The sequence below is a fragment of the Bdellovibrio sp. MYbb2 genome (assembly GCF_056175685.1).
This window is the reverse complement of the sequence record NZ_JBJKJI010000001.1, coordinates 1556302-1572389: the sequence shown is the minus strand read 5'-3', so window position 1 is coordinate 1572389 and position 16088 is coordinate 1556302. Positions and strand designations below refer to the sequence as shown.

Genomic DNA, 16088 nt, shown 5'->3' with positions numbered 1-16088 from the left:
TTACCAATTGTAGTGAGAGAATGCCTTGTTGGATTCAGCCATTCTGTGAACGTCGTCTTTCTTCTTAATAGCATTTCCTCTATTATTGTACGCGTCCAAGAATTCGCCAGCCAAACGTTTCGCCATGTCTTTCTCACCGCGCTCGCGAGAGTACTCAACCAACCAACGCATAGCCAAAGCCAAACGACGGGATGGACGAACATCTACTGGAACTTGGTAAGTAGCACCACCTACACGGCGGGAGCGAACTTCGATAGAAGGCTTAACGTTCTCAAGAGCTTTTTTGAAAACTGCCAAAGGCTCTTCACCTTGAACTTTGCCTTCAAGCTCTTTCAAAGCACCGTAGAACAACTTTTGAGAAGTTGCTTTTCTACCTTGAATCATCATTTTATTGACGAACTTAGCAATTACTAGATCCTTGAAAACCGGATCTGGAATGATTTCTCTTTTAAAGGTCTTTTTACGACGTGACATCTCTCAATCCTTATTTCTTAGGTCTCTTAGTACCGTATTTAGAACGGGCGCGCAGACGACCGTTTACACCTTGAAGGTCCAATACCCCACGCACGATGTGGTAACGAACACCCGGCAAATCCTTCACACGACCACCGCGGATTAGTACAACGGAGTGCTCTTGAAGGTTATGGCCGATACCAGGGATGTAAGAGATAACTTCGAAGCCATTGGACAGACGAACTTTTGCTACTTTACGAAGAGCGGAGTTCGGCTTCTTTGGAGTCGTTGTATAAACACGTGTACAAACACCGCGACGCTGAGGACAAGAGTCCAAAGCTGGTGATTTTGTTTGGTTTTTTTGAACAGTACGCTCACTTTTGATGAGCTGATTAATTGTTGGCACTTTATATACCCCTTAAAAACAATTATGCGGTTCTGGACGCTGGAACTTACATTTCGGCGACGCCCAGGTCAAGACTTTGTTGTTAAAATTACATTTATCCATGAAAAGCGGCGTGAGGTCCCCAATCCATGAGCTTTTTACCCTACGCCGGCCTGTGAAGCCGGCGATCAGGTGGTCTTACTTTAGCCTTGAGGCTGTACGGAAGACGTCATACCCGGCAATGCAACAAAGCCGATATCGTCATCTTCATGCACAGACACTTTCCAGCGTTTGTAAGATGTCAAACCAGTTCCCGCAGGAATCAGACGACCCATGATGATATTCTCTTTCAGGCCACGCAAATGATCTGTACGAGAATTGATCGCTGCTTCCGTAAGAACTTTTGTAGTTTCCTGGAAGGACGCTGCTGAAATCCAGCTGTCGGTGCTCAAAGAAACTTTCGTAATACCAAGAAGAAGTGGGCTGCAAGTAGCAGGCTGGCCACCCTCTTTGTTAATACGATCGTTTTCTTCCATGTAAGCGTATCTTTCAACTTGCTCACCAGCCAGGAAGCGGCTGTCGCCGGCATCACGGATTTCTACTTTACGTAGCATCTGACGAACAATGACTTCGATATGCTTGTCATTGATACCAACCCCTTGAAGTCTGTAAACTTCCTGGATTTCATCTACAAGGTATGCAGACAAGGCTTTAGCACCCAGAACCGCCAGAATGTCATGAGGATTTGTTGGACCATCCATCAAAGCCTCACCGGCTCTTACGTACTCACCTTCTCTTACAGCAACGTGCTTACCTTTAGGGATGAGGTATTCTTTTTGCTCACCCACTTCAGGAGTTACGATCACACGTTGTTTACCTTTAACGTCTTTACCGAATGTCACATAACCATCGATCTCAGAGATGATAGCTGCTTCTTTCGGTTTACGAGCCTCAAACAATTCGGCAACGCGCGGAAGACCCCCGGTGATATCCTTCGTTTTCGAAGCTTCACGGTGCATCTTCGCGATTACGTCACCCGCATGCACTTCCTGTTGATCCGCAACAAGCAACTGAGCCCCAACTGGGATCAGGTAACGAGCCGGGATATCACGACCAGGAAGATTCAATGTTTTGCCAGCACCGTCCACAAGGAACACTGTTGGTTTAACATCGGAAGACTTGGATTCCATGATAACTTTGGTCGCGAAACCAGTTACCGCATCCACTTGCTCCTGCATTGTGGAACCTTCTTCGATATCCTGATATTGGATCTTCGCAGAAACCTCTGCGATGATTGGATTCGAATATGGATCCCATTCCGCAACAGTCTGACCTTTGGCAACTTTGTCGCCTTCTTTGAAGTTCAAAACAGCGCCGTATACGAGCTTGAAGTTTTCACGCTCACGACCCGCTTCGTCGATCACAAGAGCAGAACCGTTACGATTCATCACAGTCAGCTTGCCGTTACGGTTTGCCACTGCATGAACGTTTTGTAGTTTAATAACACCGTCATAACGGGATGTGTGAACAGATTGTTCAACCGCACGAGAAGCCGCACCACCCAAGTGGAACGTTCTCATCGTCAACTGGGTACCCGGCTCACCGATGGATTGAGCGGCAATGATACCCACTGTTTCACCCAGGTTCACAGTCGCACCACGGGACAAATCACGTCCGTAGCACTTCACGCAAACACCGCGTTTAGACTGACAGATAAGAGCAGAACGGATGTCGACTTTGTCGATACCACGGCCTTCGATGATCTTAACGTCATTTTCAGTGATTTCCTGATTAGCACGAACCACAACTTCGTTTGTCGCTGCATCAACAACGTCTTTCAAAGCTGTACGGCCCAGGATACGGTCACCGATGTTTTGTACGATCTCACCCGCTTCGTAAATCGGAGTGATTTCCAAACCATCTTCAACACCGCAATCGATCTCGGACACAACAACGTCCTGAGCAACGTCAACCAAACGACGAGTCAGGTAACCGGAGTTCGCTGTTTTCAATGCGGTATCGGCCAAACCTTTACGCGCACCGTGCGTGGAGATGAAGTACTGGATAACTGTCAAACCTTCACGGAAGTTTGCAGTGATCGGAGTCTCGATGATCTCACCGGAAGGTTTCGCCATCAGACCACGCATACCACCCAACTGACGGATCTGAGCAGCGGAACCACGGGCTCCGGAGTCAGCCATGATGTAAATTGGATTGAAGGAAGGACCCACAACCTCTTTACCATTCACGTTGAATGTTTGCTTTTCGATCGCGTTCATACCTTCTTTAGCAATTTTGTCTGCAGTCTGCGCCCAGATGTCGACCACTTTATTGTAGCGCTCACCATCTGTGATCAAACCTTCGTCATACTGCTGCTGAATCTCAGTAACTTGTTTTTCTGCGTCAGCGATCATCGGAGCTTTCGCCGCCGGGATCACCATGTCATCGATACCGATGGACATACCTGCTGCAGTTGAATACTTGAAGCCGTATTCCATGATCTTGTCAGCAAGGATGCAGGTCGCTTTTGCACCGGCAAGACGGAAAGTCTTGTCGATCAGGGCCGCGATCTGTTTTTTACCCATTGTCACGTTCACTTCGTTGAACGGAACTTCTTTAGGAACGATATCAGAAAGGATTGCACGACCCACTGTGGTCTCTTGCAGAGTTCCGTTGATACGAACCTTACATACCGCCTGAAGGTCTACCAGACCTGTTTCAAACGCGTATTGAGCTTCCTGAACGCTGGAGAAGGCTTTGCCTGATCCTTTGGCGCCCGGACGCATACGAGTCAACCAGTACATACCCAACACGATATCCTGGGAAGGATTGATGATAGGTTTACCGTTGGCAGGAGAAAGGATGTTGTTCGTGGACATCATCAGAACGCGTGCTTCAACCTGGGATTCCACAGAAAGTGGAACGTGAACTGCCATCTGGTCACCGTCGAAGTCGGCATTGAACGCCGTACATACCAACGGGTGCAACTGGATAGCTTTACCTTCGTGAAGAACAGGCTCGAACGCCTGGATACCAAGTCTGTGCAGGGTTGGTGCACGGTTCAGAAGAACCGGGTGCTCTTTCACCACGTCAGCAAGGATATCCCAAACTTCAACTGTTTCCTGATCAACCAAGCGTTTGGCTTGTTTGATAGTGGTCGCAAGACCTTTTTCTTCAAGTTTGTTGTAAACGAATGGTTTGAACAACTCGAGAGCCATTTTCTTCGGAAGACCGCACTGATGAAGTCTCAGAGTAGGTCCAACGGTGATAACGGAACGACCAGAGTAGTCTACACGTTTACCCAAAAGGTTTTGACGGAAACGACCCTGCTTACCTTTCAACATATCAGAAAGGGAGCGAAGAGGACGTTTGTTCGGACCAGTGAAGGTCTTACCGCGACGACCGTTATCCAACAAAGCGTCCACTGCTTCTTGAAGCATACGCTTTTCGTTTCGGATGATGATGTCTGGAGCGTTCAGCTCCTGAAGACGTTTCAAACGGTTGTTACGATTGATTACACGGCGGTACAGATCATTCAGGTCAGACGTCGCGAAACGGCCACCATCAAGAGGTACCAATGGACGAAGATCAGGAGGAAGAACCGGAAGTGCTTCCAACATCATCCACTCTGGCTTGTTGATGGAACCTTTGAAGGCCTCAACAACGCGCAGGCGTTTAGTCAATTTTTTGATACCAGCTTCAGACTTGGTGTCTTTAACTTCCAAGCGAAGTTTGCGGGAAAGGTATTCAGGATCGATTTTTTTCAAAAGATCACGAACTGCCTCGCCACCCATTCCGTATTTGAAGGATGGGCCGAACTCATTCAGAGCCGCTTGCAATGCTTCTTCAGTCAATACCTGGCCTTCTTCCAATGTAGTTTCCATTGGATCGATAACCACGTGTGCTTCACAGTAAAGAACCTTTTCAACGTCTTTCAAAGAAAGATTCAAAAGGTTACCAATACGAGAAGGCAAAGAACGCAGGAACCAGATATGGGCTACTGGAGTCGCCAATTCGATGTGACCAAGGCGCTCACGGCGAACCTTGGTCTGAGTCACTTCAACGCCGCACTTTTCACAGACGACGCCACGGTACTTCATACGTTTGTACTTACCGCACAAGCACTCGTAGTCCTTGATAGGACCGAAGATTTTCGCACAGAACAAGCCGTCACGCTCAGGCTTGAAAGTACGATAGTTGATAGTTTCTGGCTTCTTAACTTCACCAAATGACCATTCACGAATCATTTCAGGTGACGCCAACGAAACTCGTACGGCGTCAAACGAAAGTGGATCTTTTGGTTTATCGAAAAAATTCAACAAGTCTCTCAAAGAACACCCCTGTTGTTAAATTATTAAACTTAGTGCTGCTCTGGTTCGTCTTTAGACGCAACCGGCGCAACTGGTTCTACCTCGATCACTTCTTCGTCACCAAAATCTTCATCCTGGTCACGTAGAATGTCAGACTCCATCAGCTCCACGTTCAGTGCCAGAGATTGAAGCTCTTTCACCAATACGTTGAAGGATTCAGGCAAGCCTGGCTCAAGGATATTTTCACCCTTCACGATGCTCTCGTACATACGAGTTCTACCTGCAACGTCATCTGACTTAACAGTCAGGAACTCTTGCAGAGAGTATGCAGCACCGTATGCTTCGATCGCCCAAACCTCCATCTCCCCGAGACGCTGACCACCGAATTGAGCTTTACCGCCCAATGGCTGTTGAGAAACGAGTGAGTAAGGTCCGATAGAACGAGCGTGGATCTTCTCTTCCACCAAGTGGTGAAGTTTCAGCATGTACATGATACCCACGGTAACCGGGTTCGTGAACGGCTCCCCTGTACGACCGTCGAATAGAACGGACTTACCGGAAGAAGGCACTTGCGCTTTTGCAAGCAAACCTTTCACGTCAGATTCACGGGCACCATCAAACACTGGCGTACCCACGTGGATACCGTGCTTCATGCGATTAACCATGGACTTCAATGAAGCATCGTCTGCTTTATCAAGCTTCGCGGAGATATCAGAGTCGCTGAAGATGTCTTTCATCTCTGTGCGAGCATTCTCTGCATTCCACTTGTCCAGATGAGCACCCAGTTGTTTACCAAGGTTGTGCGCTGCCCAACCCAAGTGAACCTCAAGGATCTGACCGATATTCATACGAGAAGGAACCCCCAGTGGGTTCAGAACCATGTCTACTGGAGTACCGTCAGCAAGGTAAGGCATGTCTTCCGCAGGCAATACTTTGGAGACAACACCCTTATTTCCGTGACGACCGGCGAATTTGTCACCGACTTGCATTTTACGTTTGATAGCAACGTAAACTTTAACCATTTTGATCACGCCCGGAGGCAATTCGTCACCTTTACGAAGACGATCGATCTTTTCATTGAACACAAGCTTAACTGCATCCAACTGGTTACGAGCATTGTCGATGATTTTGTTCACCTGGAACTCAAGGTCTTGTTCAAGAGGGATGTAGTTCAACAATTCGAATGGAACTGTCTCTAGATCCGCCTCAGTGATGTCCTGACCTTTGTTCAACAACTTCTGAGAACCGTCTTCATTCAGAAGAACGCCTGTTGTTGTTTTACCAACCAGGATGTCGCGAAGTTTGGAGATAGCATTATTTTTGATAACGTTCTGCTCAACCGCCAAGTCTTTTTCAAGCTTGCGTTTTTTCTCTTCGATGATCAGGGACAGACGCTCATCGCGGTCTGCGCCTTCACGAGAGTAAACTTGAGCATCGATAACAGTTCCGTATACGCCGGATGGCGCACGCAGAGATGTATCACGAACGTCGCCGGCTTTTTCACCGAAGATCGCTCTTAGAAGTTTTTCCTCTGGAGAAAGCTGAGTTTCACCTTTTGGAGTCACTTTACCAACCAGGATGAAGCCAGGGCGAACTTCCGCACCGATGCGGATGATACCAGAGCTGTCCAGGTCTTTAAGCGCTTCTTCGCCGACGTTGGCGATATCGCGAGTGATCTCTTCTTTACCCAATTTCGTGTCACGAGCCACGCACTCGAATTCTTCGATGTGGATGGAAGTGTAAACGTCGTCTTTCAACAGACGCTCAGAAATCAAGATGGAATCCTCGAAGTTGTAACCTTGCCATGGGGTGAACGCCACAAGGATGTTCTGACCCAATGCCAATTCACCAAGTTCAGTGGAAGGACCGTCAGCGATGATGTCGCCTTTGGAAATCTTGTCACCAACAGTTACGATTGGTTTTTGGTTGAAGCAGGTATTTTGATTCGTACGCTGATACTTCGTCAGATTGTAGATGTCCACGTTCGCACCCAGCTCGCCACCTTTGGCGAAACGACGGATAACGATACGGGAAGCATCCACTTCCTCAACGATACCATCGTTTTGAGCAACGATGGAGGTACCGGAGTCACGAGCAACCAAACGCTCTACGCCCGTACCAACAAGTGGTGCGCGAGAACGAAGCAGTGGAACCGCTTGACGTTGCATGTTCGATCCCATCAAGGCACGGTTGGCGTCATCGTGTTCCAGGAATGGAATCAGGGAAGCTGCGATGGAAACCAACTGAGATGGAGAAACGTCCATCAAAGCAACTTTGTCTTTATCAACGATCTCGTACTCACCGTCACGACGAGTGATGGTAGTTGCAGTCTGGATGGCTTTGTTGCCAGCTTCGTCACGAGCCGCAGGAGCGATGTGGTGACCAGCTTCTTCCAATGCAGAAAGATAGTTGATGTCCTTGGAAACCTGACCAGCATCAACTTTACGGTATGGAGTCTCGATGAAACCATAGTTGTTGATACGAGCGTAAGTCGCCAGGGAAGCGATCAAACCGATGTTTGGACCCTCTGGAGTTTCGATAGGACAGATACGTCCGTAGTGCGTAGGGTGTACGTCACGTACTTCGAAACCAGCGCGGTCACGAGTCAAACCACCAGGTCCAAGAGCAGACAAACGACGTTTGTGCGTGATCTCAGAAAGTGGGTTCGTCTGATCCATGAACTGGGACAACTGGGAAGAACCGAAGAATTCTTTTACTACGGCGTTCACAGGTTTCGCGTTCACAAGATCGTGAGGCATCATTGTTTCAACGTCCTGAAGGGACATACGTTCACGGATAGCGCGCTCCATACGAACCAAACCGATACGGTATTGGTTTTCCAGAAGCTCACCCACAGAACGAACACGACGGTTACCCAAGTGATCGATATCGTCGATAACACCACGACCATTTTTCAGATCGATCAAAGTTTTGATGGTGCTCAGGATATCCTTGTGAGTCAGTGTTCTGTGAGACGGCGGACACTCGTCCATGGAGATACCGAATCTGTGATTGATCTTGATACGACCAACTTCAGAAAGGTCATAAGTCTCTGGATCGAAGAACAAACGGCCGAAGAATGTCGTAGCCGCTTCCAAAGTTGGAGGCTCACCAGGACGAAGACGTTTGTAGATCTCAACCAAAGATTCTTCCTTGTTGGAGACTTTATCAACCAACAGGGTGTTGCGCAGGTAAGGACCCACAGTCAAACCGTCGAAGAAGATCATGAAGAAGCTTTCGATACCAGCTTCGATGGAACGCTTGATGATAGCAGCGTTCAGCTCAGCATTCGCATCAGCAATGATCTCACCGGTGGATTCATCGATCAATGGCTTCGCAAGAACTTTGCCTTCCAAATCTTCCGGAAGAACATCAAGCTCTGTGATATCAAGATCTTTGATTTTCTTAACGATCGCACGAGTGATACGACGACCCGCTTTAACCAGCGCTTCGCCGGATTTTGGATCAACGATATCAGTCAATGCTCTTTGACCGGACATACGCTCAATGTCCAACTTACGGAAGAGCTTGCCGCCCTTAACGTAAACTTCATCAAGATCGTAGAAGTATTCCAGCAATTGCTCAGAGTTGTAACCCAAAGCCTTAAGAAGGATTGTAACTGGGAACTTACGACGACGGTCGATACGTACGTGGATAAGATCTTTTTGGTCAAACTCAGCATCCAACCATGAACCACGATAAGGGATCACACGTGCAGAGTAGATCAGTTTACCGGAAGCATTGTTTTTACCACCGTCGTGATCGAAGAACACGCCCGGAGATCTGTGCAACTGGGAAACAACAACGCGCTCAGTACCGTTGATGATGAAGGAACCGTTGGCAGTCATCAGAGGGATTTCGCCCAGATAAACTTCCTGTTCTTTCACGTCACGGATGCTGCGTGCTTCAGTTTCTTCATCAACATCGAAAACGATCAGACGAAGAGTCACCTTGATTGGCGCAGCGAAAGTCATACCACGCTGACGGCACTCGTCCACGTCGTACTTAGCTGGCTCCAGAGTGTAAGATACAAACTCAAGGCTTGCTGTATTGTTGAAATCTGTGATTGGGAAAACAGATTTGAAAACGCCATTAAGACCAGCATCGCCGCGACGATCTGGATCCATATCTCTTTGAATGAAAGCTTCGTAAGAAGATTTCTGCAACTCAATCAGATTTGGAATATCAATGACTTGCTTATTTTTCGCGAATGACTTTCTAACTCGAATGTTAGAAGCCGTAACTGGAGTTTTTTCCAATGTACTCTCCGTGATAAGAAAATCGGACATTCGCTTCGGGGGGAATGTTCCAAGGCCCACATTAAATAAAAACGCAAGTATCTCAAACTACCCTAAGTTTTCAATAAAGCAAGTGATTCTGAAGGTTTTTGGTGCCTTTCCAAAAACTTCAGACACTCCAAAAATGGATGGTTATTGCGTCGTGTAAAGTCGAGTTTTGCAGCTAATCAGTAGCCCGTAACAAGGACGCATCATAGGCTTAAAAAGCCGAAGGAAGGATCCCCATGTTTAGAGCGTTGCTCGCCTTAAGTTTGCTTAGTTTGTCAGCATGTTCACATTCCATCAGCATGCGCGCCTCCCACTTCAACATGCCAGTGGTATCCAACGAACAGTGGCAAGGGCATGCCGCCGTGGTCATGGCCTCGGAAACCCGAGTGACCCTGGTCAACGACATCAACTCAAACCCACCCCTGCGCGACAAGGTTCTGATCAACAGCGACATTGACGCCAGCGACTTCGTGACCGGCGCAAACAACGTCGGATTCGACGCAAGCGTGAGTGTTTTCAAAGGGATAGAAGTCTATCTGGAAAACTTCCTGTGGGGCGCTAGATTCCAGTTCCTGAACCACGGAACTCAAAACCGAGTGTGGGTCGGCTCCCTGATGGGCGCCTACGGAACAAAAAGTGAAACCACAACCGACGCATTTTACCTGGGCAACAACACCACCGACGCCAAAGCCAAGTCGGACATCACCACCTCCCAAGCCGGCGTCAGCTTAGGGTACAAATACGAGTACCTGGTCCCCTACTTTTCCTACATCTACGAATTCCACAAAGTTAAAACAAGCATCACCAGCACCAATGGAACCTTCGGCCCCTATGACGACGAAGGAAATCACAGTTACTATTCCGTGGGCCTAAGCACCCATCAAAAAGGCCTTAGAGCCGCCATCGAATACAGCCACATAGACATCAAATGGGACAGATCCGACCGAGAAACCCAAGAAGCCTTCGGCATAAAACTAGGCTTCGCCTGGTAAAAACAACCACCCACAAACAAAAAAAAGGCCCCACAAGGGGCCTTAATAATCTCAAAAACCAAAAATCTAAGTCCAAAGCACCCAACAAAGGGGCTTTTTCGCACTTTGGCCACCGCAAGCCCCGTTAGGATTGGGCTGGGGGCTTAGGGATGCAAAACCTGAGTTCCACAGCGCCCGAAAAACCACCCAAGCACTCAGAAAACTAAAAATAAAATACTACCGCAAAACAAAAAGACCCCACCGCGCGAGGACTGTCCGAAAGGTTTTGCATCCCTAAGCCCCCAGCCCAATCCCAACGAAGGGTAAAGCGAAGGCCAAAATGCAAAAAGCCCCGTGTTTCCACGAGGCTTTCGGCATTAGTATAAACTAAGTGGCAGAAATTACTTAACAGTAACTTTCGCGCCCGCAGCTTCAAGAGCTTTCTTGATTTTTTCTGCGTCTTCTTTAGTAGCGCCTTCTTTAACAGCTTTGTTACCAGCTTCAACAAGGGCTTTAGCTTCAGCAAGACCCAAACCAGTCAAGCCACGAACTTCTTTAATAACGTTGATTTTGTTGGCGCCAGCGTCAACAAGGATAACATCAAAAGCAGTTTTCTCTTCAACTACAGCAGCAGGACCTGCAGCAGCAGCAACTGGAGCAGCAGCAGTAACGCCCCATTTTTCTTCCAAAGTTTTTACAAGTTCTGCGATTTCCAGAACAGTTTTAGCAGACAACGCTTCAACAATTTGATCGTTAGTCAGAGACATTTTATCCTCCAGGGATATAAAAAATTATTTAAAAATTCAAATATTCAGCACCATTTGCCCCGAAACATCGGAGCGCAAGCATTATGCTTGTGGAGCTTCTTCAGTACTAGCAGCACCACCACCAAGTTTCTCAGCGTAAGCGTTCAAGCATCTTGCAAGTGCAGAGCCAGAAGCCAATAGCGTACTGAGGAACATAGCGCGGAGTTGGTCTTTGCCCGGAAGTGTCGCCAAGAATTTAATCTTAGCATCATCCAAAGCAGCACCGTCCATAACACCGGACTTGATTTGAAGGATTTCAACATCCTTAGCAAAATCAGCCAATGCTTTTGCAGTCGCGTTCACCTCACCGTAAGAGAATACGATGGCGTTAGTACCTTTCATTGAATTAGCAAATGCTGTTTCAATAGCCGGGTGATCTTTGAACGCTCTTTTTGCAAGAGTATTACGAACAACTTTCATCTCGGAATCAGCAGCATTCAATTTTTTACGCAAGTTAGTAACTTGCTCAACCTTGATGCCTTTGAAGTCGACGATGAAAGCTCCTTTAGCTTTTCCGAATTTCTCCGTGATTAGCTTAATCTCCTGCTCTTTATCTGCGCGAGTGATCATAAGTGAGCCTCCTTTCATTAGACTTTTTGCCCTTCTTGCGAAGGGGCCTGTGCGAATCAGGTCGGTTTGGAGGTCGCATAGAACCTTTTTGCCTTATCTCGGTAGGCCCCTCACAAACGAGGGATTACATCCACTGAAAGAAACCTACTGTCTCTGATCGCAATAAATTTATGAACTAATACAAAATAACCGGATAAAAAACAAGGCCCTGAGCACGCTCAGAGCCTTAAAATTTACGGGTTAGCGCCAGTTGCAGCAGCTGCTGCGTTTGGCTCGATCTTAACGCCTGGGCCCATAGTGGACGCTACAGCGATAGAACGAAGGTAGATACCTTTGGAAGATGCTGGTTTAGCCTTAACGATAGCTCCCAACAAAGTCATGAAGTTATTTTTAAGTTTAGCATCGCCCATGGATTTCTTACCGATACCAGCGTGTACGATACCTGCTTTATCAACGCGGAAGTCCAACTTACCTTTTTTCTCGGCAGTTACAGCTTCACCAACGTTCATAGTTACAGTACCGATTTTTGGATTCGGCATCAAACCACGAGGCCCCAGGATCTTAGCAACTTTAGAAACAGTCGCCATCATGTCCGGAGTCGCGATACATTTATCGAAATCCAACCAGCCGCCCTGGATTTTTGCTACCAGGTCGTCTGCGCCTACGAAGTCAGCGCCAGCTGCTTTCGCTTCAGCCTCTTTCGGGCCTTTTGCGAAAACAACAACTTTAACTTCTTTGCCCAAACCGTGAGGAAGAGCGATAGCTCCACGCACTTGTTGGTCAGATTGCTTAGGGTCGATACCCAAACGCAATGCTACGTCGATAGATTCATCAAATTTAGCTGGAGCTGTTTCAACAACCAGTTTGAATGCTTCTTCAACAGTGTACTTTTTTGCAGAATCAACTTTTTTAGCGACTGCTGCGAATTTTTTGCCTGCCATCTTATACCACCCTTACGCGATGTCGATGCCCATGCTTTTAGCTGTACCAGCAACTTGGGACATTGCGGATTCAACTTTCAAGCAGTTCAAGTCAGGCAATTTCGTTGTAGCGATTTGCTTGATTTGATCGTTATTGATTTTGCCAACTTTGTCCTTCTGAGGCTGTTTGGAACCGGATTCCAGTTTCAACGCCTTTTTGATCAAAGAAGACACCGGTGGTGTTTTTGTGATGAAAGTAAACGATCTGTCTTGATAAACAGTGATGATGATAGGGATGATGCTATCACCCAACGCTTGTGTACGAGCGTTGAACTGCTTACAGAATTCCATGATGTTTACCCCATGCTGTCCGAGCGCCGGTCCAACGGGTGGAGCTGGATTAGCTTTCCCTGCCGGTATCTGCAGCTTGATCATTCCTGTAACTTTTTTTGCCATGACCCACTCCTGCAAGAGGTTGTGTTAATTAATATCCATCGGCCGCCCTATGCGGCTTCTGGTTATGGTTTTTCTACTTGAATGTAGTCCAACTCAACTGGAGTCGGACGACCGAAGATGCTCACAAGAACTTTAAGCTTCGCTTTGTCCTCGTTGATCTCTTCAACTGTTCCCTGGAAGTTGGAGAATGGACCGTCAATAACAGTCACGTTCTCACCTACAGCGAACTTCACTTTCGGTCTTGGTTTTTCAGCAACGCCAGCCATCTGCTGGGTCACACGAAGAACTTCAGCCTCCGGAACTTCCGGAGGACGGGTTTTAGTGCCGCCCACGAAGCCCGTGACTTTAGACGAATTACGTACCAAATGCCAAGTCTCATCATTCAAAAACATCTGAACGAAGATATAACCCGGGAAAAATTTACGTGATTTGGTCTGTTTTTGACCTTTTACCAGCTCCACTACGCTTTCCGCAGGGATCAGGATTTCGCCAAAGAACTCTTCCATTTTGGAAGATTTGATCTTTTCTTCGATGGCTTTTTTAGCCGTGTTTTCACAGCTGGTCTGAACGTTAACGATGTACCACTTTTTTTCCATGGTTCCGTCCTTACTTCATAAGAAAGTTGATTAAGAAGCCAGAGATCAGATCGAAGGAACTGATGATAACACTGGAGATAAGAACCATAACCACGCAAGCGATGGTCATAGCCGTTGTGTCCTTACGAGAAGGCCAAACTACTTTACGGATCTCAGAAACAACCTCTTCGCCCCAAGCTTGAACACGTGGGTTGAACTGAAGAGCGGCAAACAACGCGAAACCTGCCAAAACAGGGATCCCGTGGCGAACCATATCAGAGTCAGCAGCACGAGCCACCACACCGAATGCGCCAGCGAATGCCTTGATTAGAAGAGAGACGGTCAAACCGACCAAGATAGCTGCAAGTGCAAAGCTGATTGTCAAAATCTTAGAGTTGGCCTTTTCCATTATTCCTCATCCCTAAAGTTATGGAGTCAATATTGGCAGGGGCGGAGGGATTCGAACCCACGACCTAACGATTTGGAGTCGTTCGCTCTACCGCTGGAGCTACACCCCTGCACTTTTTCCTAATGACAATTGACCCATCGACTGCGTTGCTTCCTCGTCGGCGTACCACGGTACGCTTTCCTCGTCGCGCCTTGCGCTGGATCACTTCTCATTAGGAAAAAACCAATTGAGACTACAAAAACGTCAAAAAAAGGGCTTTTGGGACCTTTTTTTGAGAATGCCAAGAAACACCGAGGGGGACCCTTTTGTCAAGGAGTCCCCCGGGTGATTAATACTTAGCTTACGCTGCGTTATTACTACTCAAGGATCTCAGTAACAACACCAGCTCCAACTGTACGACCGCCTTCACGGATCGCGAAGCGAAGCTCTTTTTCCATAGCGATAGGAGCGATAAGTTCAACAGAAACTTCGATCTTATCACCAGGCATAACCATTTCAGTTCCAGCTTTCAAAGTACAAACGCCAGTAACGTCTGTAGTACGGAAGTAGAACTGAGGACGGTAACCGTTGAAGAATGGAGTGTGACGTCCGCCTTCTTCTTTAGTCAGGATGTACGCTTCAGCTTTGAATTTTTTGTGTGGTTTAACTGTACCTGGTTTAACAAGTACTTGGCCACGTTCAACGTCTTCTTTTTTAGTACCACGAAGAAGAACACCGCAGTTGTCCCCTGCTTGACCTTCATCAAGAAGTTTACGGAACATCTCGATACCAGTTACAGTAGTTTTTTGAGTTGGACGAATACCAACGATTTCGATCTCGTCACCAACTTTAACGATACCACGCTCTACACGGCCAGTAACAACTGTACCACGACCAGAGATAGAGAATACGTCCTCTACTGGCATCAAGAAAGTCTTATCAACTGCACGAACTGGAGCTGGGATATAAGTATCGCAAGCATCCATCAATTTCATGATAGCTGGACGACCGATTTCAGATTGATCGCCTTCAAGAGCTTTCAATGCAGAACCTTTTACAACTGGGATATCATCGCCAGGGAATTCGTATTTGGACAGAAGCTCACGAACTTCAAGCTCAACTAGCTCAAGAAGTTCTTTATCGTCAACCATGTCAACTTTGTTCATGAATACAACTAGAGCAGGAACACCTACTTGACGTGCAAGAAGGATGTGCTCACGAGTTTGTGGCATTGGACCGTCAGCAGAAGAAACTACCAAGATAGCTCCGTCCATTTGAGCGGCACCAGTGATCATGTTTTTTACGTAGTCAGCGTGACCCGGGCAGTCAACGTGAGCGTAGTGACGGTTGTCAGTTTCGTACTCAACGTGAGTAGTGGAGATCGTGATACCACGAGCTTTTTCTTCTGGAGACTTATCGATTTGATCGTAAGCCATCGCTTGAGCTTTACCAGCTGCTGCAAGAGTAGTAGTGATAGCAGCAGTCAAAGTTGTTTTACCATGATCGACGTGACCGATTGTGCCGATATTTACGTGCGGTTTATTACGTGTAAATTTCTCTTTAGACATTTGTCCTCCTGCAGAGATTTTTTATTTATCTTAACCTTAAAAAATAAAAGCCAATTAAGTGGAGCCCATGATCGGAGCCGAACCGACGACCTCACCCTTACCAAGGGTGTGCTCTACCACTGAGCTACATGGGCATTTGTTCTGAAATTTGGAGCGGGAAACGGGTCTCGAACCCGCAACCCTCTGCTTGGAAGGCAGATACTCTAGCCAATTGAGCTATTCCCGCCCTTTCAGAACGCCCGAAGAGAATTTCTTCTCTTCTGTTTCAAAACTTTTCCGGGAAAACATTCAAAAAAATGGTGGGCAGGGAAGGATTCGAACCTTCGTAGACATAAGCCAACGGATTTACAGTCCGTCCCCTTTAGCCACTCGGGCACCTACCCACTTGTGAATGCTTACC

General features: G+C 47.2%; 12 protein-coding genes and 4 tRNA genes. 1 reads left to right on the top strand and 15 read right to left on the bottom strand.

Annotated features, from left to right (window positions below; translation table 11 throughout):
* The 4 genes from rpsG to rpoB form a co-directional block, all read right to left on the bottom strand.
* Complete coding sequence (gene rpsG / locus AC04MQ_RS07535) at positions 1-474, bottom strand: 30S ribosomal protein S7 (RefSeq protein WP_015092010.1); 474 nt, start codon at positions 472-474, stop codon at positions 1-3.
* A gap of 10 nt (positions 475-484) precedes the next feature.
* A complete protein-coding gene (gene rpsL / locus AC04MQ_RS07530; RefSeq protein WP_011165356.1) occupies positions 485-859 on the bottom strand; it encodes a 30S ribosomal protein S12 in 375 nt (124 codons plus the stop codon).
* Between the two features lie 182 nt (positions 860-1041).
* The gene (gene rpoC, locus AC04MQ_RS07525) at positions 1042-5169 is read right to left on the bottom strand and encodes a DNA-directed RNA polymerase subunit beta' (protein ID WP_475391758.1); all 4128 of its coding nucleotides are present in this window, start codon (positions 5167-5169) and stop codon (positions 1042-1044) included.
* Positions 5170-5198: 29 nt separating this feature from the next.
* Positions 5199-9437 carry a DNA-directed RNA polymerase subunit beta gene (gene rpoB, locus AC04MQ_RS07520; RefSeq protein ID WP_475391756.1) on the bottom strand — a complete coding sequence of 1413 codons (4239 nt, stop codon included), beginning with the start codon at positions 9435-9437 and terminating at the stop codon, positions 5199-5201.
* A 233-nt stretch (positions 9438-9670) separates the two neighbouring features.
* Here rpoB and AC04MQ_RS07515 point away from each other — a divergent pair, with 233 nt between their 5' ends.
* Entirely contained in the window at positions 9671-10426 is a 756-nt protein-coding gene (locus tag AC04MQ_RS07515) for a hypothetical protein (protein ID WP_041577926.1), read from the top strand.
* A 380-nt stretch (positions 10427-10806) separates the two neighbouring features.
* Here AC04MQ_RS07515 and rplL read toward each other — a convergent pair whose 3' ends face one another.
* The 11 genes from rplL to AC04MQ_RS07460 all read right to left on the bottom strand — a co-directional run bounded on the left by rplL (position 10807) and on the right by AC04MQ_RS07460 (position 16071).
* Positions 10807-11172, bottom strand: coding sequence for a 50S ribosomal protein L7/L12 (gene rplL / locus AC04MQ_RS07510; protein WP_015092014.1), 366 nt, complete (start codon positions 11170-11172; stop codon positions 10807-10809).
* 81 nt (positions 11173-11253) lie between these two features.
* A complete protein-coding gene (rplJ, locus tag AC04MQ_RS07505; protein WP_015092015.1) occupies positions 11254-11781 on the bottom strand; it encodes a 50S ribosomal protein L10 in 528 nt (175 codons plus the stop codon).
* A gap of 233 nt (positions 11782-12014) precedes the next feature.
* Positions 12015-12722, bottom strand: a complete 708-nt coding sequence (gene rplA / locus AC04MQ_RS07500) for a 50S ribosomal protein L1 (RefSeq protein ID WP_475391753.1) — start codon at positions 12720-12722, stop codon at positions 12015-12017.
* 12 nt (positions 12723-12734) lie between these two features.
* Positions 12735-13157 carry a 50S ribosomal protein L11 gene (gene rplK, locus AC04MQ_RS07495; RefSeq protein WP_038448239.1) on the bottom strand — a complete coding sequence of 141 codons (423 nt, stop codon included), beginning with the start codon at positions 13155-13157 and terminating at the stop codon, positions 12735-12737.
* A 62-nt stretch (positions 13158-13219) separates the two neighbouring features.
* Positions 13220-13753, bottom strand: coding sequence for a transcription termination/antitermination protein NusG (gene nusG / locus AC04MQ_RS07490; protein WP_011165365.1), 534 nt, complete (start codon positions 13751-13753; stop codon positions 13220-13222).
* A gap of 10 nt (positions 13754-13763) precedes the next feature.
* A complete protein-coding gene (gene secE, locus AC04MQ_RS07485; protein ID WP_015092019.1) occupies positions 13764-14141 on the bottom strand; it encodes a preprotein translocase subunit SecE in 378 nt (125 codons plus the stop codon).
* A 33-nt stretch (positions 14142-14174) separates the two neighbouring features.
* Positions 14175-14250: transfer RNA gene (locus AC04MQ_RS07480), tRNA-Trp, on the bottom strand.
* A gap of 247 nt (positions 14251-14497) precedes the next feature.
* On the bottom strand, positions 14498-15688 hold the full coding sequence (tuf, locus tag AC04MQ_RS07475) for an elongation factor Tu (RefSeq protein WP_015092020.1): 1191 nt from the start codon (positions 15686-15688) through the stop codon (positions 14498-14500).
* 59 nt (positions 15689-15747) lie between these two features.
* Positions 15748-15822, bottom strand: a tRNA-Thr gene (locus AC04MQ_RS07470).
* A 15-nt stretch (positions 15823-15837) separates the two neighbouring features.
* Positions 15838-15914 (bottom strand) — tRNA-Gly (locus tag AC04MQ_RS07465).
* A gap of 71 nt (positions 15915-15985) precedes the next feature.
* Positions 15986-16071 (bottom strand) — tRNA-Tyr (locus tag AC04MQ_RS07460).
* Between the last annotated feature and the right edge of the window lie 17 nt (positions 16072-16088).

Coding starts and splice junctions, on each gene's coding strand:
- rpsG (WP_015092010.1), bottom strand. CDS start 474: ATGTCACGTCGTAAAAAGACCTTTAAAAGAGAAATCATTCCAGATCCG.
- rpoB (WP_475391756.1), bottom strand. CDS start 9,437: ATGTCCGATTTTCTTATCACGGAGAGTACATTGGAAAAAACTCCAGTT.
- AC04MQ_RS07515 (WP_041577926.1), top strand. CDS start 9,671: ATGTTTAGAGCGTTGCTCGCCTTAAGTTTGCTTAGTTTGTCAGCATGT.
- rplL (WP_015092014.1), bottom strand. CDS start 11,172: ATGTCTCTGACTAACGATCAAATTGTTGAAGCGTTGTCTGCTAAAACT.
- rplJ (WP_015092015.1), bottom strand. CDS start 11,781: ATGATCACTCGCGCAGATAAAGAGCAGGAGATTAAGCTAATCACGGAG.
- rplA (WP_475391753.1), bottom strand. CDS start 12,722: ATGGCAGGCAAAAAATTCGCAGCAGTCGCTAAAAAAGTTGATTCTGCA.
- rplK (WP_038448239.1), bottom strand. CDS start 13,157: ATGGCAAAAAAAGTTACAGGAATGATCAAGCTGCAGATACCGGCAGGG.
- nusG (WP_011165365.1), bottom strand. CDS start 13,753: ATGGAAAAAAAGTGGTACATCGTTAACGTTCAGACCAGCTGTGAAAAC.
- secE (WP_015092019.1), bottom strand. CDS start 14,141: ATGGAAAAGGCCAACTCTAAGATTTTGACAATCAGCTTTGCACTTGCA.
- tuf (WP_015092020.1), bottom strand. CDS start 15,688: ATGTCTAAAGAGAAATTTACACGTAATAAACCGCACGTAAATATCGGC.